This is a genomic window from Methylomonas sp. MS20 (assembly GCF_050275925.1).
GTDB lineage: Bacteria > Pseudomonadota > Gammaproteobacteria > Methylococcales > Methylomonadaceae > Methylomonas > Methylomonas koyamae_A.
Genome location: NZ_CP189962.1, coordinates 3636133 through 3661675 on the forward strand (window position 1 = coordinate 3636133; position 25543 = coordinate 3661675).

Here is a 25543-nt window from a genome sequence, read left to right on the forward strand (position 1 = left end):
TGCCCGCTCAGGCGACTTGGCAGGAGGCCAGTGCTTCCAACATCTCTTGCCTGGGCAGGTTGCGGCCTATGAATACCAGCCGCGAGGCGCGGGTTTCGCCGGCGGGCCAGGGATTGCCGAAGCTTTCGGTCAGCAGCATGTGTACACCTTGATAGATGACTTTCTTGTCGCAGCCGGCGATGTGCAATATGCCTTTGTAGCGCAGCAGGTCGTTACCGTGATCGCGGACCATGATGTCGAGAAAGGCCAGAATCCGCGCGGCGTCCAGCGCGCGGTCGGTTTCGAACACGAAGGAAGTGATGTCGTCATCGTGTTCGTGGCTGAGGTCTTCCAAGAAATCCGGCTCGATATTCAGGATGTCGTCCAGTTTGAAGCCGTCGATGTCCAGAATGTTGCTCAACTCGGTTTCGCCGAAATGTACGCGCTTGATCGGTGCCCTGGGATTCATCGCCCTTAGCCGGCTTTCCAGGTCGGCGGCGATTTCGGCTGCGACCAAGTCGGTTTTGGACAGCAAGATTCGGTCGGCGAAGCCGACTTGTTCCTGGGCTTCGTGGTGTTCCGCCAATTGTTGATGGGCGTGCGCGGCATCGACGACGGTGACGATGGCGTCCAACTTGTAGTTTTCGGCGATATCCTGATCGATGAAAAAGGTTTGGGCCACCGGCGCCGGATCGGCCAGACCGGTGGTTTCGATGACGACTCGCTCGAAATACAGCTCGCCGCTTTCCCGGCGCTCGGACAATTCGCCGAGGATGCGTACCAAGTCGCCGCGCACCGTGCAGCAAATACAGCCGTTGTTCATCGTGACGATTTGTTCGTCGGCTTGCACCAGCAACTCGTTGTCGATGCCGGCCTCGCCGAACTCGTTTTCGATGACCGCGATGCGCCGGCCGTGGTGTTCGGTGAGGATGCGGTTGAGCAACGTGGTTTTGCCGGCGCCGAGGAAACCGGTCAGGATCGTGACCGGTATCCGGTCGCTGTGTGTCAACTTGGTTTGCATGAGGCCTCCGGGATTAGAGCCGCGGCTTGCGACGCTCGATCAACGCGTAAGCCGAGTGGTTGTGGATCGATTCGAAGTTTTCCGATTCCACGGTGTAGGCGCTGATACGTGCTTCGGCGTCGAGGCGGGCCGCCACGTCTCGAACCATGTCCTCGACGAATTTCGGGTGGTCGTAGGCGTATTCGGTGACGTATTTTTCGTCCGGGCGCTTCAGCAGGCCGTAGATCGGCGACGAGGCTTCGGTTTCGACCAATGCAATCAGATCTTCCACCCAAATAAAGCTGTCGGTCGCCACCGTGACCGTCACGTGGGAGCGCTGGTTGTGGGCGCCGCGCTCGGAAATTTCCTTGGAGCACGGGCACAAGCTGGTGACCGGCACCACGACTTGTACCTTGGCGCGGCAGCCGGCAGCATCGATTTCGCCGATGAAACCGACCTGGTAATCCAGCAGGCTGCGCACGCCGCTGATCGGCGCGGCTTTCTCGATAAAGTACGGAAAGCGCATGTCGATATAGCCGGATTCGGCTTCCAGCCGGTCCAGCATTTCGCGGAGCATGGCCGGAAACGAGGCGATGCTGATTTCCCGGTCGTGGCTATTGAGGATTTCGACGAAGCGCGACATGTGAGTGCCCTTGAAGTCGTGAGGCAGATTCACGTACATCGCGAAGCGAGCCACGGTGCGTTGTTCGCCGACGCTTTTGTCCTGAACCCGCACCGGATGCAGAATGTCCTTGATGCCGACTTTGTCGATGGCAATGCGGCGATTGTCGGCGCGGGCTTGGATGTCTTCGATGGGCGTCATGGGTTTGGTTTACAGGTAATGAAAACGTGGCCGCTCGCCGAAATCGCCGTCGTTGACCGCGTATTGATCGAGTTTCAGGCTGTAGAAGCGGTCGAAATGCTGCTTGACGGTGCGGGCGATGCCGGCGTCGTAATCCGGCGAGACGGCCTGCGCTTGCCCCTCCGGGCGGTCGACCACCACGCCGTCCTTGACCACCACTCGACCGTTTTTGAACACCAATGCGGCATCGGCGAACATGGCCCGGTAGTCGGGACGAGCGCCAGCAATTTGGCCCGGATTGTAGACGGCGATGTCGGCGACCGCCCCCGGTGCCAGGTTGCCGCGGTCGTTTAGGCCCAGCAACTTGGCGGCGGCGGAGCGGGTCATCGTGGCGATTTCGGTCAGCGTCAATTCGCGTTTCAGACTCGGCAACAAAGTCAGGGCCAGGGCCTCCTGGTTCAGGTGCGCCATGCATTCCCGCCGGTAATCGGCGTCCATCAACAGGCGGATTAATTCCGGGTAGGCGGTGAACGGCGCGCCGTTGGGGTGGTCGGTGGTGAAGAACAAACGTTCCGGCGCGTCGGCCAGTAAGAACAATTCCAGGCCGATCGCCCATTGCAAAGTGTTGACGAAACTGGCTTCGCGGTAACGATACGGCACCACGCCGCCCGAGCCTTCGTTCTCGGCGTCCCACATCACGTATTTGCTCGGGCTGGCATCGGCGTGGCGGCTGTATTGGGCGATCACGTCGCCGGAGATCGTCACGGTTTGGCCGAACAGGACTTGGCCGACATCCATCGTGATATTGGGATGGCGGTTGAAGGCTTCCAATAATCGCGCGGCCGCCGACGAAAAGCCCTTGGCGCCTTCCGCTCCGTAAGCGTAAAACTGAATATGGGCCAGATGCATGGGCAGGCCTTGCGCGGCCTCCATCGTGGCGACGGCGGTTTCGACGTTGCCGGGCGTGCCCAGATTGTTGCAGTGCACGTGTACCGGATGCGGTACGCCCAATTCGCAGGCGGCGCGTTGCAGGGTTTGCAGAATTTGTCGGGAACTGACGCCGTAATCGGGCACGATGTCGTCCAGATCGAACTGGCGGACGTTGCTTTTGAAGGCGTTGGCGCCGCCGGCATTGATGACTTTCAATCCCAAAGCCCTAGTGGCATTTAAAGTCCAGGCCACGTAATCGTTGATTTGATTTTGGCCGGCCTTGGCACGCATCAGCCGCAACAGCAGATCGTCGTTGCCGAGTATCGCCAGCGCGGCGGTGTCGATGATTGGGATGTCGGCCATTTGCAGATGCACGTCCAGCGCGCCGACCGGTAGCATGGCCGGTTCGGCCACGCAGGTGTAGCCCATCCGGGCGTAGCGATAGCCGATGTCGGTACTGGACCATTTGGCAGTGGAAAACGGATGATTGAGCCGCCGCACCATCCGGTTGCGGTGCTGCTCCGGCAGTAACAGTCTGGCGGTGTTGACGTTGCCGCCGGCGATGTGGCTGTGAATGTCGATGGCGCCGGCCATGACGATCTGGCCGGTGGCGTCGTAAATCGCATCGAAACGCGCGTTCGGACCAGGGTCGGCGACGATGATGCCGTCGCGGATGAACAGGTCGCCGATTTGGCCGTGCAGATTTTGCGCCGGGTCGTAAATGGCGCCGTTGTGGAGCTTAATCAACATAAGATGGTAGGGTACTCACCGCGTACCAAGCTTGAGATTCCCAACGAATCAATGGCCGAAAGCCGGGTATAGCCAAACACGGCTGGCTTCGACTCCGCTCAGCCACCGGAGATTGGCTCCGCTTGATCAACAACCATAGACTCCGCACAGCCAACGGAGATTGGCTCCGCTTGGTCAACGACCATAGACTCCGCTCAGGCAACGGAGATTGGCTCCGCTTGACCAACAACCATAGACTCCGCACTGCCAACGGAGATTGGCTCCGCTTGGCCAACGGCAATGGATTCCGCTCAGCCACCGGAGATTGGCTCCGCTTGGTCGATGGTGATTGGCGCCGTTCGAGCCGCAGCCTTCGACGACGATAGGCCGGAAAGCGAGCGGCAACGCCCCGGCGGCTCACAACATATCCAAGGTCAACAACAGCCGCCGCGGCTGGACCGCGGTTGGGGTTGGCGAACGGTGGACCAAACCGCGGCCTTCATTGCCTACCCAGTGCTCGCCCTTCATCAAACCGACCGCGTAAGCCGGCATTTGCCGAATCGCGGTGGCGTCGGCGATCAACCCGGATACTTGATCCGGTACGCCGCACCCACCCATGCCCAGTTTGTCGCGATCGACCGCGTATTCCGGCAGCCATTCGGTGCCGATGCCGCCATAACTGCAAATCATCCGCGCCGGCACCCTATCGACGTGAAAACGCGGGCACATCGCGTTATCCAGAGTCCGCAAGCGCAGGCCGGCTTCGCGCTGGCCGAACAATTCGCAAAACGCCGAGGTCAACCAGACCACGTCGTCCAGCCAAGCCTGGAAGCCGTCCAGAGCGGCAACTTGCGGCCAAATGGCCCCAAAGTCGTAACGGCTGGGATCGACAGCCTGGCTGATTTCGATTCTGGTCTTGTTGCTTAGCGCGGCGTAGACGAAGCCTTCGATCTCGAGCGGTAACGGTCGGTCGATCAAACACAGATTGACGTCCTCCTCGTAGATTCGGGCCAGATCGGCAAATCGATCGGACATCACGGTTTTGGTCGCGGGGCGTCGCTCCAGCGGTTGAAAGCTGTTGGGCGGTACCCGTGGCGATCCGACCGTTTGAGCGAAAGGTGCGCGGGCAAACATGGGTCACTCCTTAGTGGGCTAACAGGGATTGTTCGAAAACGACGATACCTTGCATGAAGGCAATCCCGAGCGCGAACGACGCGCTTTGGCCGCCGAGATGGCGCAAGGTCGAGCGCTCGTGCAGCACCGGAATCAGGTCGGAAGCGGCAATGTAGATGAAACCGCCGGCGGCGATCGGCAACAACACGACCAAGGACGATGCGGCGACCTGACTGAGCAGCAAGGTAAACAAGGCGCCGGGCACGACGCTCAGCGAGCAATAAAAGTTGTACAACACCGCCTGCCTAGGCGCATAACCGCCGCGCAGCAATGCGCCGACATCGCCGAGTTCCTGAGGCACTTCGTGGGCGACGATGGCCAGCGTGGTGGTCAGGCCCAGCGCCGGATCAGCCAGGAAACTGCCGGCGATCAGAATGCCGTCGACGAAGTTGTGGATGGCGTCGCCGATCAAATTCATTTTTGCCAACGGCAGGATTTCGCTACCGGCAGGCCGGGTGTCGACGTTGTGGTCGTGGCGCCAGCGCACCAGCTTTTCCAATACGAAAAAACCGAACACACCGATCAACGCGGTCATGCACACCGTACTCACCGAACCTTGGCGGGCGACCGCGTCCGGAATCAAGTGAATGAAGGCGTCGCCCAGTAAAACCCCGACGGCCAGTGCCACCAGGAACGGCACGATGCGCTTCAAACTTGCCGCCGGTAGCCACAATGCAAACGCGCTGGATAGCGAGCACAGGCTGACCGCGAGACTGGCGGCGATGGTGGCTAAATAAGTATTCATGGCGGCGCTACCCCCGATGTGGAAACGAAAGGTGTTGACGGTGCGGGTGGTCGATAAAGTCGGCGACCCGCCGGGACTGAGCTTGAAAGAGCACCCCTGCGACGGTGCAACCCAGTATCAGCAGATAGGCGGAGATCAACGCGTCTCGCCGCGAGGCTTGGTCGCGCAAGCGCAGCACGACTCCGAGCATCGACGGCAGTTCGCCACCGGTCAACGGCGGAAAGCCATCAGTGTCCGCCATCGCTAAACCACCGTGGGAAATCGTCCCGAAGTTTTCGCCACACATCCGGCCCCGCCGCTAATTCGGCGTCGGTCAGCAGGCAAGCGTCCAGTTCGCGACGGAGCTTTTCGGCATCCACATTCTGACCGATGAAGACCAGTTCCTGGCGGCAATCGCCGTAGGGCTCGACCCATTGTTCGCGGATGTCGTCCAGATACTCGGCCGGCCATTGCTCCTCGGGTGCCGAGGCCCACCAGCGCCCGGCCAGGCCGTGGCGCATGATGCCGCCGGCTTGCGACCAGTTGCCGGCGTATTCGGGGCGCGAAGCCAACCAGAAAAAGCCCTTGGAACGCAGCAAGGTGCCGTTGTCCCATTCGCCTTCGTGCAAGTGGCGGTAAAAGCGCTCGGTATGAAACGGCCGGCGGGCGCGGTAAACGAAGCTGGAGATGCCGTACTCCTCGGTCTCGGGAACGTGCTCGCCGCGCAACTCCTTCAGCCAACCCGGCGCTTGCTCGGCTTTTTCGAAGTCGAACAGACCGGTGTCCAGCACCTTACCGAGATCGACTTGGCCCATGACCATCGACACGATTTCGGCATCGGGATTCAGACTGCGCAAAATCGCTTGCAGATTGGCGATTTCGTCGCCGGCGATCAAGTCGATCTTGGAAATCAAAATGACGTTGGCGAATTCGATCTGGTCGACCAGCAGGTCGGCGACATTGCGCTCGTCGTCTTCGCCCAAGGCTTCGCCGGCTTCCTTCAAACTCAAGGCTTCCTGGTATTGGCGCAGGAAATTCACGGCATCGACCACGGTCACCAGCGTATCCAGCTTGGCGATGTCGGACAGGCTGATGCCGCTGTCGTCGCGAAAGGTGAAGGTCTCTGCAATCGGCAGCGGTTCGGCAATGCCGGTGGACTCGATCACCAAATAATCAAAGCGGCCGTCCTTGGCCAGTTTGCCGACCTCGATCAGCAAGTCCTCTCGCAGGGTGCAGCAAATACACCCGTTGCTCATTTCGACCAGCTTTTCCTGGCCGCGATTCAGTTGCACCTCGTTCTTGACCAGCGCGGCGTCGATATTTACCTCGCTCATGTCGTTGACGATCACCGCCACTCGCCGGTTTTCCCGGTTACCGAGAATATGGTTGAGTAGTGTGGTTTTACCGGCGCCGAGAAAGCCGGACAAGACCGTGACGGGCAGCTTGGATGGAATTAGTGTAGTCATGCCGATGTTATACTATAACAATTGCAGTCCAAAAAAAGGGCGCCAGCGAATCGCGGCGCCCTTGCTTATTAATAGCTCAGTCTAAATCCGACTTCCGCGCCGCGACCGGCCTCCGGCGCGAAATTGCGCAAATACGACGTGGCGTTGCGGATGTTTTGATCGAGCAAGTTGTTGCCCTTGGCGAATACCAACAGCTTGGCGTCGCCGGCGGCTTTGATTTGGTAGTTGACGCCAGCGTTCAGCAAGTAATAGCCGGCCGTCGAAGTCTCGAACTCGCCGACGTGGGTCTGATCGTCGGCGCGGGTCAGGCGCAGGTAGCTGGAGACCTTGTCTTTGTTGTAGTCCAGTTGCAGCCCGTAGCGTAGTGGCGGCATGCGCGGCACGTCGCCACCGGTTTTGAATTCGCCCCGGGTGTAATCGCTGAACAAGGTCAGCTCCACCAAACCCAGGTGATTTTCGACGACCGGGAAAATCAGCTTGGCCTCGTAGCCTTTGAAAATGGCGTCTTGCTGGCTGCTTTGCACCACCGGTTTACAGTCCACGGCGCAAGGGTTGCCCTCTTCGTCGACGAAGGCGCCGGTGCGGTGCTGGTAAATGTAATCGCCGGCCCAGTTGTGGAACAAATCCAACTCCGCGCGCAGCCAGTCGCTTTTAAAACGGTAGCCCAGGTCCAGGTTATAAGCGGTTTCTTCCTTCAAGCTCAAGCTGCCCAGTTCGAAGCTGCGGGTGGCGTCGTGATAGCCGTTGGCCAGCAGTTCCTGGACATTGGGCGCCCGCGACGAGCGGGTGATTGCCAAATTCAGACTGTTGCGGCTGTCCAGCTTCCACAGTGCCGACACCGAGGCGCTAACCGGCGTGTAACTTAATGGGGCGAAGCCGTCAGGATGTATGTCGGTTTGCTCGACACGGGTGCCGAGTTGGTAGGTGACCGGGCCCAAATCGAAGGCCTCGACGCCGAACACACCATAGCTATAGGTGTCCGAGCGCGGTACGATGCTGGCGCCGGTCAGTTTCTCGACGGCGTTGAAATCGCTGACCTGAGCTTGAAAGCCGACCGCGCCGCGCAACGGGCCGATGTCTTGATGGTTGAGTTCGACGCGGCCTTCGTAGCTTTTATTCGTGAAAAAAGCGCCGGGTTCACCGTTGGCGATTTCGGTGTGTTGGTAATCGGTGTAGCCCAGCCGGGTGCGCAAGGTTTTCGCGAACGGTAGCGGATTAGTCAGTTCGCTCTTGAAATCGTATTTGTTCTGGCGCATCGCGATGCGCACCGTTTCCGTGCCGGTGCCGTCCGGGGCAATGCCGTAGCTATTGTTCAAGTTGTTGATCGACGCGCCGGCGAAGCCGTTGTCGCCGACCCAGGACAAGCCGGCCGAACCGCTGATCGCCTCGGCACCAGTGTTGTTCAAATAGCCGCGCGGGTTGTCCACGACTTCCAACGAAGGGTCGGTGATCGCTACCTTGGCGGTATCGATACCCTGGCCGCCAATGTCCAATTTATTGCGATGCCGATAAAAGCCGTCCAAGTGATAGGCAATGTGATCCTTGCTGCCTTCGACTTTCATCGTGGTGCTGGTTTCGTCGCTGGTCGAGTCGAAGCGTTGCTCCAGCGCCGCGTTCAAGGCTTTGTCGAAGGCCTTGCCGGGAATCCGGTTGTCGATCACGTTGACCACACCGCCCATCGCACCGCTGCCGTACAGCAGTGTCGCCGGGCCGCGCAGCACTTCGATGCGCTCGGCCAACAGCGGCTCGACGCTGGTAGCGTGGTCCGGACTGATCGCCGACACGTCATTGCTGCCGATGCCATTGCTCAACACCCTGACCCTCGGGCCGGCTTGGCCGCGTATTACCGGCGTGCCGACGCCGGGGCCGAAAGACTGACTGGAAATGCCCAGTTCGTTTTTCAAGGTATCCCCTATGCTGTGGCCGGTTTTCATCCTCAACTCGTCGTCGCTAAGCACAGTGACCGGCGATCCGGCCTCGGCTTTTGTCACCGGCAACGGCGCGGTGACAATAACCTCGTCCAGCGGGATGTCGGTTTGGGTTTCCGCGTGAAGCAAACTCGCGGGCAGCATCAACAAGAAAAAAGCAGTTTTATTCATCGGTGGAACAGGAAAAGGGAGCCGGCAAAAATGTTATATTATAACGAATGCGAATGCAACAATATAACACCCAGGTTTCTCAGGTAACGCCGAGTGAGTTCCTTACCATGCAATAAAGGTGCTCCGTAGATCGTTACGAAAATTATTTGAACGGGCCAGTCGGAGGCCCAAAAACGTTGAAAAAGCGGCTTGAGCTAACAATGCCTTCAAAAGCGGGAGCTAGCGAGTAGCAGATTCAATACACCGACACATCCGTCCGACTGGGGCCGACCGGATAGGCTTTGCCGAATGCTTAGTCCGGTTCAACGCCGGTCATTTCATAACGCGACTGTTCGGCGACTTTCGGCCATCCTGGTGTAAGCCGCTATACTCTAACCGCTAGCCGAACTCGCCGTTCATCGGCCAGGCTTCTCGCGTTATTCAACCCAAAGTCATTCGATGACAAGGAGACCACATGCCCCAAAATCCGTTGGTTTGCATCCTGTTTGCCGCAACGTCGCTTTTCAGTTGCGCTGTCGCGGCAAGCGATCCCGCGCCGGATACGCAAGCGCTCAGTAATCCGGCTATCCCGGTGGGCGTTTACTCCATGCCCTCCACGAACGAATGGTCGCTGCTCAAATCCTTCAACGCGACGCTGATCAATCGTCTGGCCGGACTGGCGGTGCCGGATGCGCAAGGCGCGCTGCAGCGAAATCGTCCGGGCTATTTTTCGGTGCGCTTTCAGGACGGCGTGACCTGGACCATCGTTCGCGGCTTGTATCTGCGCAACGCCGCCGTCCTCGAATCCGGCATCAAAGCGTTGGAATACGCCTTCGACCATCAAAATCCCGACGGTTCGTTTCCGATCGTGGTTCCGCCGACGCTACCGGCCAACTTGATACCCTATCCGCAAGACTACGCCGACGCGACGACATTCTTTTTCAGCGAACTCGGCCGCTCGCTGATTTTGCTGGACGGCAACGCGTGGTTTCGAAGCAGCGTCGACACCGCCGACCTGCGTCGCAGGATAGACCTCATTAAGGAACAGGCGGACCTATCGATTGACTGGTTGTTAACCCAGCAGGACTTGTTGATCGATTACGATACGCCGCTCTCCAATCACCTGTATTACGACGGCGCCGGCTTCTATTTGGTGGGCCGCGCTCTGAACCGCCAGGACGCGATCGATGTCGGTATCGCGTTTACCGAACTGGGCTTGAACGCCCAATGGCCGAACGGCGTGTTGCCGGAACTGGATGGCTATGACAGCAGCTATCAGGGCGTAAGCTTGTTTCGTTTGTTTATTCTGTATCTGAATGCCGATCCGGCGGACCAGGCGATCAGGCAAAGGCTGTGGGATGCAATAAGCTCGGGAATCGCTTGGGAACAAACCCGCATCAAGCCCAGCGGCGAAATCCTGTCCGACGGCAATAGTCGGGTCTATCCCGGCGGCGACAAATTTCTCGGCGTCGAAAAAGGCATTTCCTACGTGAACATCGCGCTGTCGTTCTATTACTACGCGGTGCTGACCGGCGACGCCGGCGCCAAGGCCGTCGCCGACAAAATCATTGCCTATTACACGACCGCGCACTGAAGCAGGAGCATCGGTGATGTCGGTAAGTCGAATCGCTCAATGGATCGCACGATCATGAAAGCACTGCCTCCCCCCGGAGAATGAAACAGCTGGGCTGGTAAAGCTTTAACCGCGATCGATGGCATTGCGATTCGATGACGACCGGACTTTGCCCAACGCCTTTTTGAGTGAACTGAATCATTCGCTTCAATTCCACTCGCTGACCGACCCCAGCTACGATATTTCGTCATCACTACTGAATATCGTAGCCAGAATCCGCAATAATATCGATTTTGTTCAACAGCGAACTTAACTATTCCAAGGTAAATCAGTTATTTAAAATAATCTCGCCAAACTGGCACAGCGTTTGCCCCTCATATATCGATCGTTTCACTTAAATATCTTTTTTAAAACATCAATATGAGGATCCAACCATGAAACTAAAATCCACTTTCGCTGCTTTAACATTTGCCGGTATAGCTTGCTTCAGCGGCAACGTATTTTCGGGTATCGATACGGCGGCCTATTCTCACGATGCCTATATTGGCGTTTACAATAACGAGCAGTGGATGAAGACGCTACCGGATACGTTAAAACTCAGCGAACTTTCGCTGCCGGGGACACACGATTCCATGGCTCGTTACGGTGACGACGATATACAAACCCAATCAATGAGCGTCGCCGATCAGTTAAACTCCGGAATCCGCGTGCTGGATATACGCTGCTGGCATAAAAACGATAATTTAATTATTTCTCGCGCAGGGGTTACCCAAAATGCCACCTACCAGGACGTGTTGAACGCTGTGGATGACTTTTTGGCGGCTAATCCCAGCGAGACCGTGATTATGCGAGTTACTGAAGATGTTGTCGGCGTGAATAATACCCGCAGTTTCTCCGATACCTATAATTACATCGTCGGCAAGTTCCCCGGCCTGTTTTTGGATCTGCAAGGTACTACTAATCCCACGCTAGGCGAGATACGGGGTAAGGCGGTATTGTTACAAAATTATTCCGGTTCGCCCATTGGTATTAACTATTCCGAAATCTACAAGCAAGGTACCGTACAGGACAATTACAAATTGAAAACAAACTGGGATTTGTACGGCAAATGGGAACAAGTCAAAGCGCATTTCATGGCCGCTTCAACCGGCGATGCCAATAAAATTTATATTAACTTCCTGGATGGCGGCAACGGCTCATTCCCTTATTTTGTCGCCAGCGGCCACAGTTCGCATGAAACCAATGCAGCGCAATTATTGACCGGTTTAACCACGCTAACCAGTCCGAATACCTATCCGGATTTTCCTAGAGTCGGCTGCCTGGGTAAATTGTGCTCCATCGCTTTCCTGGGCACCAATCAACTCAGCAGCAAATTCCTGGCGGATTTGGCGCTTAATTACCAATCCATCAATCAGTTGTATAAAAACTTGAATATCAATCTCAAACTGACCAAACGGATGGGTATTGTCATGATGGACTTCCCGGGTAGAAGTTTGGTGAACAACATTATTGCAATGAACGAAGTGCTTCTGAAAAAAACCAATTAACCCATAATACACGGATCGCCCCTCGACTCTCCGCAATGAGAGAAAACACGAGGGGCGGCTTTATTTTAACAGCTGATTATGATGAATATTTTGGCTTCGCCACCGAAAATTAAAGTCAGCTAGTGTTTTTACGAAAGTAGCGACTTTCCACTATCAAACCCGAGGTGTTCCATGAACGGCAATAACGCGGCATTTCGTCTCAACCCGGCAACCTATATGGGCCAAAAACTCATTTACAGTTATAACGCCGGAAAAACCATGGATGGTAAAGACAGCTTAAACGAAACTATTAATGCCAAACATTTGGCTAGTCAATTTAGCGATAGTAAACGAAAATGCCGGATTCCATTGGAGTTCGACTTAGTACCCATCGCCAAGTATCCGGCCGTCGTCGATTTAAAAATACTTGGCGCACAAGGTGCGTACGCGCAAACGTCGCGCAAGGGCGCGCCGATCATCGCGGGTTGGATACCCTTCATCAACGAAGACACCAACGACGCCAGCAAATTCGGTTACATACCGGCCAACAGCGTGCCGGGAACCGTTCAATATATCTTCACGGTGGGCTTGGGCGGCTGCACCATCGTCGCGGTCGATCGCGGACCCAAAGGCATTTATTTTTATCACGAACCCACCAAGGCGGCGTGGAATAACTTACCCGTTTACCCCGACGGCAATCAGGTGTTGGTCCGAGCATTGCCCGCACTGGCCGGTAGCGCAATCATTCGGCGGAGCACAACGGCCGCACACGGATGGGAAATTTTGGTACAGGACGCCAACGGCTTCACGTCCGGCGGCGTCACCGCGTATCCTGTCTAGTCCGGCGGCCTGCTAGACAAGGCCGACCCTGTCTTAACGAAGCAAACTTTTTACGATCGATTTCTCTCGAAATGCTTTAAGGAATATTCAGGCATCTCTACGCAAACCTCCGAGCAATAAACGCAGAGAGCGGCGATTCCCAAACGCCAGTTTGGGAATCACGCCTTGATAACTCCAGCTTTCATTGATTTGACCGGAAATCTGACGCTTCCAAAATCGGGTAACCCAGCTCAAGCTTGATTACCAATCGAAATCAAGCATCGCGGCAGCCTGTCGGCGAACCGGCATTCAATTGATCTTAGCGATAGCGAAACAATATCCTGCCGTTTTAATTCCGCGCGGGCACATAAACCGTGCCCACCCTACCCTGCTGGTGGCGCAACAGTGATACGTAACTTAGGGCCTTCTAAAATTTCAGATTCGTTTTCCATCGTTACAGAAATATATTTGCAATCTTCAGGTAATTCAACACCTAATATATTCATGCCAAACATCATCAACATTGTTTTTGCATCACCAATATCACCTAATTGTTCCGCCATATTTTTACAGTTATCTATTTTCATTTGAGCTAAAACAGTCCCATCATCACGAGCCACTTTAACATCTATTTTTTGGAATGGTTTCTCAATACAGGTAGATGCCCAGACGTAAGCGCAAAGTTTTGGTAGAAAAAAAGGCAAAATCGGCACGGTAATTCCACTGACATAAGTACCCATGAAAGAAGGCTTGTTACCGATCTCTTGTCGAATATCGTCGCACCAAATGGCATGTAAATATCGATCAGTCATAAATTTTCAGCACGTTGCTGTATTAACACTATTTGTTTTTGGCAAATTAGTTGGATTGACAGGCCTAAAGCTGTCAGTAGAATTTCCGCAATAAATTAGGATGGCTCTATTAGCACTCTCTAAGGGTGTTGGCTGATAATTTTTGAGTTTCTGTGGAGCTATATCAATATGTAATTGACCATCAACCGCTCTAGCTAGCTTAACCATAGTTTCGATAGTAAAATTAGCATCACCTCGAAACACCTTAGTAATATAAGCAGGACTGGTATTTAGTTTGCTCGCTAATTCTTTTTGAGTTTTACCGCTACGCTCAAAAAATTGGTTAAGGGCGATGGAAAAGTCTAATTTAGCTTTTTCCACCCAGTAACTATCACGGAGTTTCGCTTGCAGTACTAACTTTTTGAAAGATTTAATAGCCATTTCATATCCTCCTATTCATCAACCAGCTCGATATTGCATGCATCGCAATCTTTTTGATACTGTTTTTTACGGCGGATTGCTTTATTTTTTTCATTATCTGGGGTCTTCTGAGTTTTCTTAATGAACCCGTGTGAGGCAATCACTAATAAGTCGCCTGGACCTTTAAAAAACAGTAACCGCAAATCACCCTTAATTAGTTCATAAATTTTGTTATCTTTGTCTACTAAATGCCAAACATGAGGTGAAAGGCCATCTAATCCGTCTTTTGCAATGCGTTCGATCAATACAAATAAACCTTCAGCACTAGCTTCGTAGTTAGAGTTCGAAATCGACTCTTCAAAGAAAGCTTCTACCTCACACTCTGTACCATTCATAGTGGCGGCAATTTTGAATTTGTCGTGATGCAGCACTTTCAGCTTCATATGTTAACTTATAGGTTAATTTTTGCAACCTTGCTAATTTTAAAATTGGAGGTAGTTCATCAGCGAACGTGTAACCCTAGCAGTTGTGGGCTCAAATCACCGTCACAAGCAACATCACCCACACTTCGACTCCCCACAATTCAAACAAGTCATACACCCATCCATCAACACCATCGCCTTGGTCGAACACTTGTTACACAGCACGGCCTTTTCCGGAAACGCCTGCCCCTCGCTGGAACCGTGCAAAGCCTCGAATTCCCGGCGTTTCTCGTCCAACAACTGCTGGTGATGGTCGCTGAGTTTTTCCGGCTTGATCATGCCGATGTGCTTCAGATGCGACTCGATGGCATGACCAATTTCAGCGACCAAGGACGGCATGAACACCCCACCCTTTTTGAAATAACCGCCGCGCGGATCGAACACCGCTTTCAGCTCTTCGACCAGGAAACAAGCGTCGCCGCCCTTGCGGAACACCGCCGAGATGACCCGCGTCAACGCTAATACCCATTGAAAATGCTCCATATTCTTGGAATTGATGAAAATTTCGTAAGGCCGGCGCTCTTCGTGGGCGGTGTCCTGATTAAGGATGATGTCGTTGATCGTGATGTACAAGGCGTGCTCGGATTGCGGCGTCTTGATCTTGTAGGTGGAGCCGACCAGCATTTCCGGACGCTCGACGTTTTCGTGCATCGATTCCAGCGACGGCTTTTCCGCTTCCGCTTGTTGAACCGCTTCGGCGCTGTCCTTGCTCAGGACTTTGTAGCCGACGATTTTTTTGCTGATTTTGTGTAGGGTCATGTTGCTTGCCTTTAAAATTTTGTCTGTTGAATTCGTCAGTTACCGAGCTTGACTAAACAAGTTGCCAAACAGATAATGCTTCCAAGGATTGAGGATACTCGGTCGACAGAAAGCCTCGGTGGTTACATCGGGGCTTTTTGTTTTTTAGGGGTAGCATTTCAGTCCGTAACCATGCTTGTCGCCCCGAGCGTTGGTATAAAATTTTTCGTTTACGATTTCGAATGCTCTATTGCCTTGCTCCGGCCGTAAGTAATGCAGCCCGATGGGGCGTGCTACCAGATCTGCCAGTTGCAAGCCGGCGGAATTACTTTTCTTGTCGGCAAATACCAATTGAAACGGCAATGGCTTGTGCAAATAGTTATCTCCCGCGCAAATACGTCGAAACTCTAATTCCAATTCATCGTCTTCTACTTTGCCGCGTTGTTCTACAACGATATGGGTCAAAGACGGTTGTCGCAAACAATAAAAAATCCTTTCCAAACCGAAACGCAGGCCAATATGGTAAGGGTTCTCCACAGCCTGATGTTTTTGCCGGTAACGCTGCTTATCGATCACGGAACTGATTAAGGTAAAAGGTGATTGTTGAATGATTAACGTCAATTCGTTCAAAAATTCGGCTTTCAGCTGCCGACTTTTCAAGAAAGCAAAGCTGCCGCGATCCCTGCGAATATCGGTTTCGTGTAAAACAACCTGATCGTGACCAAAATGCTTGAGTTTGAATTCTTGAATCAACGGCACGACGGTACGCACATAATCGTTCTTCTTAAAAATACAAAACACCAATACGAATATCGGATAACTCGGGTCGATACTATTTAGACCATGATCACCGCTTTCATCGACATAAACGATGTAATCTGAAAATGAACCGTTCATGTCGATTCGTTTATTTAATTAAAACTTGCCGTAATAACCTTCCTTCAAAGCATCGAACAAGTTGGCTGCGGTATGGACTTCGCCGTCGTATTCCACGTCTTCGTTGCCTTTAAATTCCACCACATGGCCGTCTTCCAACGTGAACTGGTAGGTGGTGTTTTCCAGATCGGACTCTTTCACCAACACGCCCTGGAACACTTCCGGATTGAAGCGGAAGGTGGTGCAGCCTTTCAGGCCTTGTTCGTAGGCGTATTCGTAGATCGACTTGAAGTCTTCGTAGGGGTAGTCGGTCGGCACGTTGGCGGTCTTGGAAATCGACGAGTCGATCCAGCGTTGCGCGGCGGCCTGAATGTCGACGTGCTGTTTCGGCGAGATGTCGTCGGCGGCGATGAAGTAGTCCGGCAGTTGTTGCGCGGGATTGTCGCTATAGGGCATCGCGTCCGGGTTGACCAAGTGGCGGTAGGCCAGCAATTCGAACGAGAACACGTCGATTTTTTCCTTGGACTTCTTGCCCTCGCGGATCACGTTGCGCGAATAGTGGTGGGCAAAGCTGGGTTCGATGCCGTTGCTGGCGTTGTTGGCCAGAGACAGCGAGATGGTGCCGGTCGGCGCGATCGAACTGTGGTGGGTAAAGCGGCAGCCGGTTTCGGCCAGTTGCGCCACCAGTTCCGGCTCGACTTGCGCCAGCTTTTGCATGTAGCGGCTGTATTTGGCGTGCAACACCTTGCCGGGCACCTGGTCGCCGAGCTTGTAGCCGTCGGCTTTCATTTCCGGGCGTTTGTGCAGCATTTCGCCGCTCACTTCGAACAACTGCTCCATGATCGGCGCCGGGCCTTTTTCCTTCGCCAGTTCCAGGCCGGTTTTCCAGCCCTCCACGGCCATGACTTTGGTGACTTCCTCGGTGAAGTCCAGCGACTCGGCGTTGCCGTATTTCAGACCCAGCATCGTGATCGTCGAACCCAAGCCCAAATAGCCCATGCCGTGGCGGCGCTTGCCGGTGATTTCGTCGCGCTGTTTTTGCAGCGGCAGGCCGTTGATCTCGACGACGTTGTCCAGCATGCGGGTAAAGATGCGCACGGTCTTGCGGTAGTCGTCCCAGTTGAAGCGGGCTTGCTCGGTGAACGGCTGCTCGACGAAGCGGGTCAGATTGATCGAGCCCAACAGGCAGGAGCCGTAAGGCGGTAGCGGTTGTTCGCCGCAGGGGTTGGTGGCGCGGATGTGCTCGCAGAACCAGTTGTTGTTCATCTCGTTGACCTTGTCGATCAGGATGAAGCCGGGTTCGGCGTAATCGTAGGTCGAGGACATGATGATGTCCCACAGGCGGCGGGCCGGCATCACTTTGCTGATCCGGCAGGCCACCAGACCGGCCTCGTTGACCACGTAACCTTTCTTATTGGGCAGATCGCGCCAGATCACTTTGGCGCCATCGTTCAAATCCAACTGGTCGGCGATCTGTTCGCGCTCGGTAATCGGGAAAGACAGCGACCACGGGCCGTTGTTTTTGACCGCTTCGACGAATTCGCTGGTAATCAATAACGACAGGTTGAACTGACGCAGCCGGCCGTCCTCGCGCTTGGCGCGGATGAAATCGACCACGTCCGGGTGAGCGACATCGAAGGTCGCCATTTGCGCGCCGCGCCGACCGCCGGCGGACGACACCGTAAAGCACATCTTGTCGTAGATGTCCATGAACGACAGCGGTCCGGATGTGTAGGCGCCGGCGCCGGACACGTAGGCATCGCGCGGCCGCAAGGTCGAGAATTCGTAGCCGATGCCACAGCCGGCTTTCAGGGTCAAACCGGCTTCGTGGACCTTATGCAGAATGTCGTCCATCGAATCTTCGATGATGCCGGACACGGTGCAATTGATGGTCGAGGTAGCGGGCTTGTGCTCCAACGCGCCGGCATTCGACACAATCCGCCCGGCCGGAATCGCGCCCTGGCGCAAGGCCCACAGGAATTCCTTGTAATGCTGTTCGCGCAAGACCTTGGTTTTCTCGACATCGGCCAACGCGCGGGCAACCCGTTTGTATGTGTCGTCGATACTGGCGTCGATGGCCTTGCCGTCCTTGGTTTTCAAACGATATTTGCTGTCCCAGATGTCCAGGGAAGCGCTTTGCAGCGGAATATCGGTATCGGTGGACGGTACAACGGAAAGTTTTGCGGTCATGCGCGGATTCCCTTTTGGTCTGATGGTTACTGGACGAACCCGCTCGTCGGAGCGAGTTTCACAAGCCGACAAACGCGCCGCCGCGAACCGATAGTGTCCGAACCGGCGAACTCGGCGACGTTTGTGCTTGTAAGATATTGATGTTTATTACGAATTAAAGCGAAGACACTGTGCGGGCTTGCGCCACTGCATGTAGTGCCATTGGAAAAATGTTAGCACAATATATTGTGATACCGGCAGAACTTTTTACGCTACGCCCAAGGAAAAACGCGCAGCCTTTTCAGTTCAAGGAGTTAGCGCGCGCAGTTGAAACCGAATCGATTTCCCGGTTAGCCGGCAGGGTTAAGAAAGGTTTAATGGTAGCGACTAAAATGGGCCCGCCGGCTTGAAGCAAGCCGGCGCCCGGCCGATACGCCGAGCTCACTCAACTCACGAGGAAAACCACCGATGAACAACATCGCCAAGATTGTTAGCACGACCGCCCTGTTGGCGGCGATCGGGTTCTGCCAACCGGGCGTGGCCGGCACGCCGGGCATCGATCAGCGCCAAATCGATCAAGAACGTCGTATCGAACAAGGCGAAGCCTCCGGCGCGCTGACCACCCGCGAAGCCAATCGTCTGGAACATCAACAAACCCGTATCGAACGCCAGGAAGCCAATGCCAAGGCCGACGGCGTGGTGACGAATACGGAACGCGCCCGCTTGACGCATCAACAGAATAAGGCCGATCGGGCGATCGCTCGCAAGAAGCACAATCTAAGGCGGCAATAAGCCGCTATGCGACTTCGGCCTTCATCAAATCCAGCAATTCGTTGGCCGTGACCTTGCCGCTCAAGTCGGCGCCATCCAACAGACTATCGGCCAGGTCGCGCTTATGGCCATGCAGCGCGACGATTTTTTCCTCGATGGTTTGCTTGGCGATCATCCGGTAAATCGTCACCGGCCGCTGCTGGCCCATCCGGTGGGCGCGGTCGGACGCCTGATCCTCGACCGCCGGATTCCACCACGGGTCCATGTGGATCACGTAGTCGGCGGCGGTCAGGTTCAAACCGACGCCGCCGGCTTTCAAACTGATCAAAAACAGTTCTCCTTCGCCGCGTTGAAAGGCATCGACCCGCGTCTGGCGTTCCTTGGCCGGCGTGGAGCCGTCCAGATACTGGTAACGAATGCCGCGCCGCTCAACGTATTGCTTGATTAATTGCAAATGATCGACGAACTGGCTGAACACCAGCGCCTTGTGTTTGTTATCCAGCAATTCGTCGACGATCTCGCCGAAGGCGGCCAATTTACTGCTGGGCAGTGCCAGATCCGGGTTGACCAACTGAGTGTTGCAGCAACTGCGCCGTAATTTGGTGATCGCGGCCAGGATCTGCAGATGGCGTTGGCCGGCCGGTCCTTCCGCCGCGCTGAGCACGCGCAGACTGTCGCGGCGCAAGGCCTCGTAATAGGCGGTTTCTTCCGGACTGAGTTCAACGTAAATCGGGATTTCGGTGCGCGGCGGCAACTCCTGCAACACCTGAGTCTTGGTCCGGCGCAGGATGAAGGGCTGGATCAATTTCTTCAAGCGGAAGCGCGCTTCGGCGCTGCGTTCGCGTTCGATCGGTCCGGCGAAGCGCTGATTAAATTGTTCCAGCGAGCCGAGCAGGCCCGGATTGATGAAGCGAAACAGATTCCACAGCTCGCCCAAATGATTTTCCAACGGCGTGCCGGTCATGATCAACTTGAAACCGGCCTGTAAATTCATCGCGCCTTGCGAGCGGCGAGTGGCTACGTTTTTAATGGCCTGCGCCTCGTCGAGAATCACGGTGCCGAACTCGATTTTCGCCAGCATTTCGGCCACCTGCTCCTGCTGCAACAAGCCGTAGCTGCAAATCAGCAGATCGAAGGCTTGCAAATTTTCCAGCAAGCGCTGGCGGTCGCCGGTACCGAGCACGATAGGGTTCAGAGTCGGCGCGAAGCGGATCGCTTCGTTCTCCCAGTTGGCGCACACCGAGGTCGGCGCGACGATCAAGGCCGGTCCCAGCGGCGCGCGCTCGACCAGCAAGGCCAGACCCTGCACGGTCTTGCCCAAGCCCATGTCGTCGGCCAGACAGGCGCCCACACCCCATTGCGCCAGCCGCGCCAGCCAACGATAACCGTCCATCTGATAGTCGCGCAATTCGGCCTGAAAGGTGGACGGCACTCGCGGCTGGTAATCGCGGGACGCCTGCAAGCGCTGCATATGCGCCTGCCAATGCTGATCGGCCTTGAAGCCGACCTCGTCTTCCCAGTCTTCCAAGGTCAGCGCCGCCAGCGGATTGATGCGGACCTTCTTGCCGCTAAGATCGGCGTAGGCTTTCAAATCTTCCAGCCGGCGGCGAAATTCGTCGGTCAACGCGATGAACTGGCCGTCCTTCAGTTGCAGAAAACGGCCTTCGCGGTTGTCGAGCAAGCCCAACAATTGCTGCATGTCCAGCACGGTGTCGTCGCCGACTTTCAGCTCGCCCTGTAGGCTGAACCAATCGTTGTCGCGCTTGATTTGCAGGCTGAGGCCCTTGCCGCTGGAGTGACCCAACACCTTGAACCGCACGCCTTCCGGCCACTCCAGAATCGCCTGACCCTCCGGCAAGGCCTGGATTTGCAGCAGCAACTCCAGACAGGTTTCCGGATGATCGAGCAGCCAGTCGCCGGCGCTGTCGCGCTCGCCGTCGCCGAGAATCGGACAGGCATCCAGCACCGCCTCGGCCCGGCGTTTTTCCAAGCGCAGATTGCGCGCGGCCTGCAAGGCCTTGCCGTCGATCTCGGCCAGCACGCTTTCGCCGCCCTGGCCGGGCTGAAAATAGGCGCCACCGTTGGCGAAGGGCCGCACCAGCAAGGCTACCCGCAATCCTTCGCCATGCGGCAACAAATGTAGGCGCGGGGTCGGATCGGCTTCGACCTGCTCGGCGCTGCTGGAACTGCCGCCGATGTCGGAATGCACGGTCAGCAACCCGGAAATGCCGGTCAGGGTTTGCAACACCCGCTCCTGGGCGGACATCGGCACTTCCAAGCCCTTGGGGCCCAACACGCCGTAAATTTTGTGGTGCTCGGCGGTAAATTCCACCACCTTCAAGCGGGTCGGCGCTTCCTTGGCGATATAAAACTTTTGCTCGAAACCGGGCGCCGGCTCCAGACTGATTTTGATTCGGTCGTCCTTGCCCAATTTCTTGACCCGCAATTCCGCCTCGCCCTTAACGATTTCGACTCGAACTTCCGACGCATCGGCCCAAAATACCAAGGGATGGCCGATCAAGGCTTGCGGCGTGCCGGCGTCGAACGCGAAAAAGGTGTTGCTGCCGTACCAGCCGCTGTCGCGGTATTCCTTGATGTGGGCGCAGATTTTCAGGTCCTGGTCGGTCAGGTAATCGAAACCGGCGGTTTCCTGGGCCAGGCGCTTCAACGCCACCGCCCGGCCCTTGCTCCAGCCGCCCTTGCCCTGCTGTTTTTGCTCGCGCGGCTCGATTTCGATACGGTGATTTTTCTCGTCGTGACTGATCAGCCAAACCAGCCGCAATGCCTTGTCGCTGGCGGCCGAGTCGGGCTTTTTGTCGGCCAGCGGCAAATTCAGCAGCGCATCCAAGGCCACTTCCCAATCGGCGCGACTGACGAACAACGTGCTCAGCGCGGTCCGACCTTCCAAGAAACCCGCATCCCATTGCTTGGCGCGCGGCAAGTCGATACCGGCGAAGATCTTGGCCAGCTCCGCCGCCGGCCAGCGATAACCGTTGGCCAGCAAATGACTGTAAAGCTTCTGCTCCAACGGATCGACCTTATCGACAAAGTCGGTTTTGACCCAGGACTTGATGACCAACAACAACACGTATTGAAACAGCGACGTGGCGTGCACGCCGTCCGGCGTGCCGCTGTCGCGAAAACCGCCGCTGAGCCGAAACGGCAGCTCCAGCCGCAACAGTTGATCGCGAACCGACAGGTCGCCTTGCAAAAACTGGTTGAAGACCGCCAGATAGTGATAGATGCCTGTCCAAGGACCGCCCAGCTTGCCGGCCTGATTCAGCAAGGTCGCCAATTTGGCGCGCTGCTTGGTGTCGCCGTATTTGAGAATGGCCAGCGGATAAAACACCCCCGCCAACCCGTAAAAGTAAATGTTGCGTTGGCCGCTGAGCTTGCGAAACGCCGCCAACGCCTTATCGTAACCGGTCAGCGCGGCGGAAGCTTCGCCACGCAAAAAAGCCAGCATCGCCGCGACCGCCTGCAACTCGGGATCTTCGGTACCCCGCACCGCGCCGGCCACGCCGTCCCAGTCGCCCTCCAACAACTTCAACTCCAGTACCACCCGCGGCAACAAGGCATCCTCGCGGCCCTTGTCGGTATCCAGCAAATGCCGGTAAAGCTGTTGCAAGTCGGAGTTGGCGTAAAGATAAACCAACTGGTGCATCGCCGCGAATCCGGCCATTTCCAGTAATAGCGGGCCGTGTTGGCGGGCGAATCCGGCCAAGTCCAGCGGATTCAGAAACCAGGACAGGTATAAATCGATCGGGTCCGGAATTTTGCCGGGATAGTGATCGCCGATCTTCAAACATTGCGCGACTTGCGCGTAATCGCCGCGATGAAAAAACAGTCTGGCCTCGCGGATGCAATCGTCGACGCTGTTATAGCGGTAATAACCGTGACCGGGCGGATTATGGGTGGTAACGACGGCCGCGTAGCGTTCGAATTCGTTGTCGTCGACCATTTGCCGAACGATCACTTCCGCCAGGGCCCGCGAACAACGGGTACCGCCGGGCCGGGGGTTTTCCTCGAGCAATCCGGCGGCGATCAGCGGCTTGATCCTGGCCTTGACCGACTCGGACTTCAACACCTTGCCGCCTTCCTTGATGCCCAGACTCGCCAGACATTTAGCCAACGTGGTTAACGAGCAGTATCCGTAATACATCGCCAGCAATTTCACGATCGTCTGGTGTTCGGCCGGCAGACGGCGGTAATGGTCGAGACACTGGCCTCGTTGCGATGCGGATGTCATAACTCGGATCTAGGCAAAAGGAACATTGGAAATAAAAAAGCCCGCATCCCGCGGGCTTGGTGGCGGCTGGCCCGGCCGGATTTACAGCTTGGCCAGTACTTTGGCGATCGTCTCGCCCATTGCCGCCGGTGTCGGCGCGATCGTCACGCCCAGTTCTTTCAGCCTTTCGACTTTCTCCGCCGCCGACTCACCGGTCGAGGAAATAATCGCGCCGGCATGGCCCATGCGGCGGCCTTTCGGCGCGGTCAGACCCGCGATATAGGCCACCACCGGTTTACTCATGTTTTCCTTGGCGAATACGCCGGCTTCGACTTCTTGCGGTCCGCCGATCTCGCCGATCATCATCACCACCTTGGTCTCCGGATCTTGCTCGAAACGCTCCAGAATGTCGCGGTGCGAGCTGCCGTTAATCGGGTCGCCGCCGATACCGACCGAAGTGGACACGCCGATACCCAGCGCCTTCATTTGGTCGGCGGCTTCGTAGCCCAGCGTGCCGGAACGGCCGACGATGCCGACGCTGCCGGGAATGTAAATGTGGCCCGGCATGATGCCCAGCATCGCCTTGCCTGGGCTGATGGTGCCGGCGCAGTTCGGTCCGGTCAACACCATGCGTTTTTCCTTGGGGAATTTGCTCAGAAAGTTTTTGACCTTCATCATGTCCTGAGTCGGAATGCCGTCGGTAATCGACACGCAGTATTTAATACCGGCGTCGGCGGCTTCCATGATCGAATCGGCGGCGTAAGCCGGCGGCACGAACACGATGCTGGCTTCGGCGCCGGCCTGCTCGACCGCTTCCTTGACGGTATTGAACACCGGCCGGCCCAAATGGGTTTGACCGCCCTTGCCCGGCGTGATGCCGCCGACCACGTTGGAACCGTAGTCGATCATTTCCTGAGCGTGAAAGCTGCCGATCTTGCCGGTAAAGCCTTGAACGATGATGCGGGTGGATTTATCGATGAAAATTGACATAGTGTTTCCTTATCCTTGCGCGGCCACGACTTGGTTGCGGGCGGCGACGGCTTTTTCGGCGGCTTCCGCCAAGGTATCGGCGGTAATGATCGGCAATCCGCTATCCTCGATGATCTTGCGGCCCTGCTCGACGTTGGTACCGGACAGGCGCACCACCAGCGGCACTTTCATGTCGATGTTCTTGACCGCTTGCACGACGCCCTCGGCGATCCAGTCGCAACGGTTGATGCCGGCGAAGATATTGACCAGCATGGCTTTGACGTTTTTGTCCTGCAACACCATCCGGAAGGCTTTTTCGGTACGCTCGGCCGAAGCGCCGCCGCCGACGTCCAAAAAGTTGGCCGGCTCGCCGCCCGCCAGTTTGATCATGTCCATCGTCGCCATCGCCAGACCGGCGCCGTTGATCATGCAACCGATGTCGCCGTCCAGGCCGACGTAGCTCAAGCCGCGGTCGGCCGCCGCCATTTCGCGCGGATCTTCCTGGGTCTTGTCGCGCAACTCGGAAATTTTTTGACGGCGGAACAAGGCGTTATCGTCGAAACCCATTTTCGCGTCCAGCGCGATCAATTCGTCGTGACCGGTAATCACCAGCGGATTGATTTCGATCATATTGGCGTCCAGATCGCGCATCGCCCGGTAACAACCTTGAATCAATTTAACCGCTTGCGGCACTTGGTCGGCGGTCATGCCCAACGCGAACGCCATCTCGCGCGCTTGAAAATCTTGCAAGCCGACGGCCGGCTCGATGTGGATCTTCTTGATCGCGTCCGGGTTGGTCTCGGCCAGTTCTTCGATTTCCATGCCGCCTTGCGCCGAGCCGACCATGACGATGCGCTCGTGGGCGCGGTCGATCAGCAGGCTGAAATACAGTTCCTTGACGATGTCGGCGCCGGCTTCGACATACAGGCGCAAACATTGTTTACCGGCCGGACCGGTTTGATGGGTTACCAAACGTTTGCCGAGCAAGGCTTCGGCGGCGGCGCTGACGTCGTCGTGGGTTTTGCACACCTTGATACCGCCGGCCTTGCCGCGCGCGCCGGAATGAATTTGGGCCTTGACGACCCAGACGTGGCCGCCGATTTCGCGCGAGCGTTGCACCGCGTCTTCCGGACTGTAAGCCAGACCGCCCTCGGCGATTTTCACGCCGTATTCCGCGAGCAACTGTTTTGCTTGGTACTCATGAATGTCCATGGGTTCTCTCGTGATATTGGAAAATGTAGGTTGGGTTAGCGAAGCCTAACCCAACATTAAAGCCTTCGTGTTGGGTTAGGCCCTTAGC

21 protein-coding genes are annotated in these 25543 nt (G+C 56.1%); 4 read left to right on the top strand and 17 right to left on the bottom strand.

Annotation, left to right across the window (positions count from 1 at the left end):
* Positions 1-7 precede the first annotated feature (7 nt).
* From ACQE3D_RS16210 to ACQE3D_RS16245, 8 genes are all read right to left on the bottom strand, one after another.
* Positions 8-1000, bottom strand: coding sequence for a CobW family GTP-binding protein (locus tag ACQE3D_RS16210; RefSeq protein WP_313729734.1), 993 nt, complete (start codon positions 998-1000; stop codon positions 8-10).
* A gap of 13 nt (positions 1001-1013) precedes the next feature.
* Complete coding sequence (gene folE2, locus ACQE3D_RS16215) at positions 1014-1802, bottom strand: GTP cyclohydrolase FolE2 (protein WP_313729733.1); 789 nt, start codon at positions 1800-1802, stop codon at positions 1014-1016.
* A gap of 9 nt (positions 1803-1811) precedes the next feature.
* Positions 1812-3461, bottom strand: coding sequence for a formylmethanofuran dehydrogenase subunit A (locus ACQE3D_RS16220; protein ID WP_313729732.1), 1650 nt, complete (start codon positions 3459-3461; stop codon positions 1812-1814).
* Positions 3462-3857: 396 nt separating this feature from the next.
* Positions 3858-4574 (bottom strand): DUF1826 domain-containing protein, encoded by a 717-nt coding sequence (locus tag ACQE3D_RS16225; RefSeq protein WP_071160880.1) that lies wholly within the window; start codon positions 4572-4574, stop codon positions 3858-3860.
* Positions 4575-4584: 10 nt separating this feature from the next.
* A complete protein-coding gene (locus ACQE3D_RS16230) occupies positions 4585-5358 on the bottom strand; it encodes a ZIP family metal transporter (RefSeq protein WP_313729731.1) in 774 nt (257 codons plus the stop codon).
* 7 nt (positions 5359-5365) lie between these two features.
* Entirely contained in the window at positions 5366-5599 is a 234-nt protein-coding gene (locus tag ACQE3D_RS16235; protein ID WP_313729730.1) for a hypothetical protein, read from the bottom strand.
* Complete coding sequence (gene zigA, locus ACQE3D_RS16240; RefSeq protein WP_313729729.1) at positions 5586-6803, bottom strand: zinc metallochaperone GTPase ZigA; 1218 nt, start codon at positions 6801-6803, stop codon at positions 5586-5588. Before zigA ends, ACQE3D_RS16235 begins: the two co-directional genes overlap by 14 nt.
* A 68-nt stretch (positions 6804-6871) precedes the next feature.
* Entirely contained in the window at positions 6872-8902 is a 2031-nt protein-coding gene (locus ACQE3D_RS16245; RefSeq protein ID WP_313729728.1) for a TonB-dependent receptor, read from the bottom strand.
* 454 nt (positions 8903-9356) lie between these two features.
* On the opposite strand from ACQE3D_RS16245, the gene ACQE3D_RS16250 reads away from it, so the two are divergent.
* The 3 genes from ACQE3D_RS16250 (at position 9357) to ACQE3D_RS16260 (ending at position 12820) form a co-directional block, all read left to right on the top strand.
* Positions 9357-10475 carry a hypothetical protein gene (locus ACQE3D_RS16250; RefSeq protein WP_313729727.1) on the top strand — a complete coding sequence of 373 codons (1119 nt, stop codon included), beginning with the start codon at positions 9357-9359 and terminating at the stop codon, positions 10473-10475.
* 413 nt (positions 10476-10888) lie between these two features.
* Positions 10889-12001: a phosphatidylinositol-specific phospholipase C gene (locus ACQE3D_RS16255; protein ID WP_313729726.1), complete on the top strand. Its 1113-nt coding sequence runs from the start codon at positions 10889-10891 to the stop codon at positions 11999-12001.
* A 171-nt stretch (positions 12002-12172) separates the two neighbouring features.
* Positions 12173-12820 carry a hypothetical protein gene (locus tag ACQE3D_RS16260; protein WP_168028906.1) on the top strand — a complete coding sequence of 216 codons (648 nt, stop codon included), beginning with the start codon at positions 12173-12175 and terminating at the stop codon, positions 12818-12820.
* Between the two features lie 362 nt (positions 12821-13182).
* Here the strand turns inward: ACQE3D_RS16260 and ACQE3D_RS16265 are convergent, their stop codons facing one another.
* The 6 genes from ACQE3D_RS16265 to ACQE3D_RS16290 all read right to left on the bottom strand — a co-directional run bounded on the left by ACQE3D_RS16265 (position 13183) and on the right by ACQE3D_RS16290 (position 18296).
* Positions 13183-13611, bottom strand: coding sequence for a hypothetical protein (locus ACQE3D_RS16265; RefSeq protein ID WP_313729725.1), 429 nt, complete (start codon positions 13609-13611; stop codon positions 13183-13185).
* Positions 13612-13617: 6 nt separating this feature from the next.
* Complete coding sequence (locus ACQE3D_RS16270) at positions 13618-14031, bottom strand: helix-turn-helix domain-containing protein (protein WP_313729724.1); 414 nt, start codon at positions 14029-14031, stop codon at positions 13618-13620.
* Positions 14032-14042: 11 nt separating this feature from the next.
* Positions 14043-14453 (bottom strand): type II toxin-antitoxin system RelE/ParE family toxin, encoded by a 411-nt coding sequence (locus ACQE3D_RS16275; protein ID WP_313729723.1) that lies wholly within the window; start codon positions 14451-14453, stop codon positions 14043-14045.
* 114 nt (positions 14454-14567) lie between these two features.
* Positions 14568-15251 (bottom strand): hypothetical protein, encoded by a 684-nt coding sequence (locus tag ACQE3D_RS16280; protein WP_064024982.1) that lies wholly within the window; start codon positions 15249-15251, stop codon positions 14568-14570.
* Between the two features lie 144 nt (positions 15252-15395).
* The gene (locus tag ACQE3D_RS16285; RefSeq protein ID WP_313729722.1) at positions 15396-16127 is read right to left on the bottom strand and encodes a DUF3800 domain-containing protein; all 732 of its coding nucleotides are present in this window, start codon (positions 16125-16127) and stop codon (positions 15396-15398) included.
* A gap of 18 nt (positions 16128-16145) precedes the next feature.
* Positions 16146-18296, bottom strand: coding sequence for an adenosylcobalamin-dependent ribonucleoside-diphosphate reductase (locus tag ACQE3D_RS16290; protein ID WP_313729721.1), 2151 nt, complete (start codon positions 18294-18296; stop codon positions 16146-16148).
* A gap of 447 nt (positions 18297-18743) precedes the next feature.
* Here ACQE3D_RS16290 and ACQE3D_RS16295 point away from each other — a divergent pair, with 447 nt between their 5' ends.
* Complete coding sequence (locus ACQE3D_RS16295) at positions 18744-19067, top strand: hypothetical protein (RefSeq protein WP_313729720.1); 324 nt, start codon at positions 18744-18746, stop codon at positions 19065-19067.
* Positions 19068-19071: 4 nt separating this feature from the next.
* On the opposite strand, the gene ACQE3D_RS16300 is transcribed toward ACQE3D_RS16295, so the two are convergent.
* From ACQE3D_RS16300 to ACQE3D_RS16310, 3 genes are all read right to left on the bottom strand, one after another.
* Entirely contained in the window at positions 19072-23295 is a 4224-nt protein-coding gene (locus ACQE3D_RS16300) for a DEAD/DEAH box helicase (RefSeq protein WP_313729719.1), read from the bottom strand.
* Positions 23296-23376: 81 nt separating this feature from the next.
* The gene (gene sucD, locus ACQE3D_RS16305; RefSeq protein WP_064024975.1) at positions 23377-24264 is read right to left on the bottom strand and encodes a succinate--CoA ligase subunit alpha; all 888 of its coding nucleotides are present in this window, start codon (positions 24262-24264) and stop codon (positions 23377-23379) included.
* A 9-nt stretch (positions 24265-24273) separates the two neighbouring features.
* A complete protein-coding gene (locus tag ACQE3D_RS16310; RefSeq protein WP_064024974.1) occupies positions 24274-25455 on the bottom strand; it encodes a malate--CoA ligase subunit beta in 1182 nt (393 codons plus the stop codon).
* Positions 25456-25543 lie beyond the last annotated feature (88 nt).

Bases quoted from the DNA above. Each gene is read 5' to 3' on its own strand.
- ACQE3D_RS16275 (WP_313729723.1), bottom strand. From the start codon at position 14,453: ATGAAGCTGAAAGTGCTGCATCACGACAAATTCAAAATTGCCGCCACT.
- ACQE3D_RS16230 (WP_313729731.1), bottom strand. From the start codon at position 5,358: ATGAATACTTATTTAGCCACCATCGCCGCCAGTCTCGCGGTCAGCCTG.
- ACQE3D_RS16245 (WP_313729728.1), bottom strand. From the start codon at position 8,902: ATGAATAAAACTGCTTTTTTCTTGTTGATGCTGCCCGCGAGTTTGCTT.
- ACQE3D_RS16255 (WP_313729726.1), top strand. From the start codon at position 10,889: ATGAAACTAAAATCCACTTTCGCTGCTTTAACATTTGCCGGTATAGCT.
- ACQE3D_RS16300 (WP_313729719.1), bottom strand. From the start codon at position 23,295: ATGACATCCGCATCGCAACGAGGCCAGTGTCTCGACCATTACCGCCGT.
- ACQE3D_RS16280 (WP_064024982.1), bottom strand. From the start codon at position 15,251: ATGACCCTACACAAAATCAGCAAAAAAATCGTCGGCTACAAAGTCCTG.
- ACQE3D_RS16285 (WP_313729722.1), bottom strand. From the start codon at position 16,127: ATGAACGGTTCATTTTCAGATTACATCGTTTATGTCGATGAAAGCGGT.
- ACQE3D_RS16210 (WP_313729734.1), bottom strand. From the start codon at position 1,000: ATGCAAACCAAGTTGACACACAGCGACCGGATACCGGTCACGATCCTG.
- ACQE3D_RS16250 (WP_313729727.1), top strand. From the start codon at position 9,357: ATGCCCCAAAATCCGTTGGTTTGCATCCTGTTTGCCGCAACGTCGCTT.
- ACQE3D_RS16290 (WP_313729721.1), bottom strand. From the start codon at position 18,296: ATGACCGCAAAACTTTCCGTTGTACCGTCCACCGATACCGATATTCCG.
- folE2 (WP_313729733.1), bottom strand. From the start codon at position 1,802: ATGACGCCCATCGAAGACATCCAAGCCCGCGCCGACAATCGCCGCATT.
- ACQE3D_RS16270 (WP_313729724.1), bottom strand. From the start codon at position 14,031: ATGGCTATTAAATCTTTCAAAAAGTTAGTACTGCAAGCGAAACTCCGT.
- ACQE3D_RS16310 (WP_064024974.1), bottom strand. From the start codon at position 25,455: ATGGACATTCATGAGTACCAAGCAAAACAGTTGCTCGCGGAATACGGC.
- ACQE3D_RS16220 (WP_313729732.1), bottom strand. From the start codon at position 3,461: ATGTTGATTAAGCTCCACAACGGCGCCATTTACGACCCGGCGCAAAAT.
- ACQE3D_RS16265 (WP_313729725.1), bottom strand. From the start codon at position 13,611: ATGACTGATCGATATTTACATGCCATTTGGTGCGACGATATTCGACAA.
- ACQE3D_RS16235 (WP_313729730.1), bottom strand. From the start codon at position 5,599: ATGGCGGACACTGATGGCTTTCCGCCGTTGACCGGTGGCGAACTGCCG.
- zigA (WP_313729729.1), bottom strand. From the start codon at position 6,803: ATGACTACACTAATTCCATCCAAGCTGCCCGTCACGGTCTTGTCCGGC.
- sucD (WP_064024975.1), bottom strand. From the start codon at position 24,264: ATGTCAATTTTCATCGATAAATCCACCCGCATCATCGTTCAAGGCTTT.
- ACQE3D_RS16295 (WP_313729720.1), top strand. From the start codon at position 18,744: ATGAACAACATCGCCAAGATTGTTAGCACGACCGCCCTGTTGGCGGCG.
- ACQE3D_RS16225 (WP_071160880.1), bottom strand. From the start codon at position 4,574: ATGTTTGCCCGCGCACCTTTCGCTCAAACGGTCGGATCGCCACGGGTA.
- ACQE3D_RS16260 (WP_168028906.1), top strand. From the start codon at position 12,173: ATGAACGGCAATAACGCGGCATTTCGTCTCAACCCGGCAACCTATATG.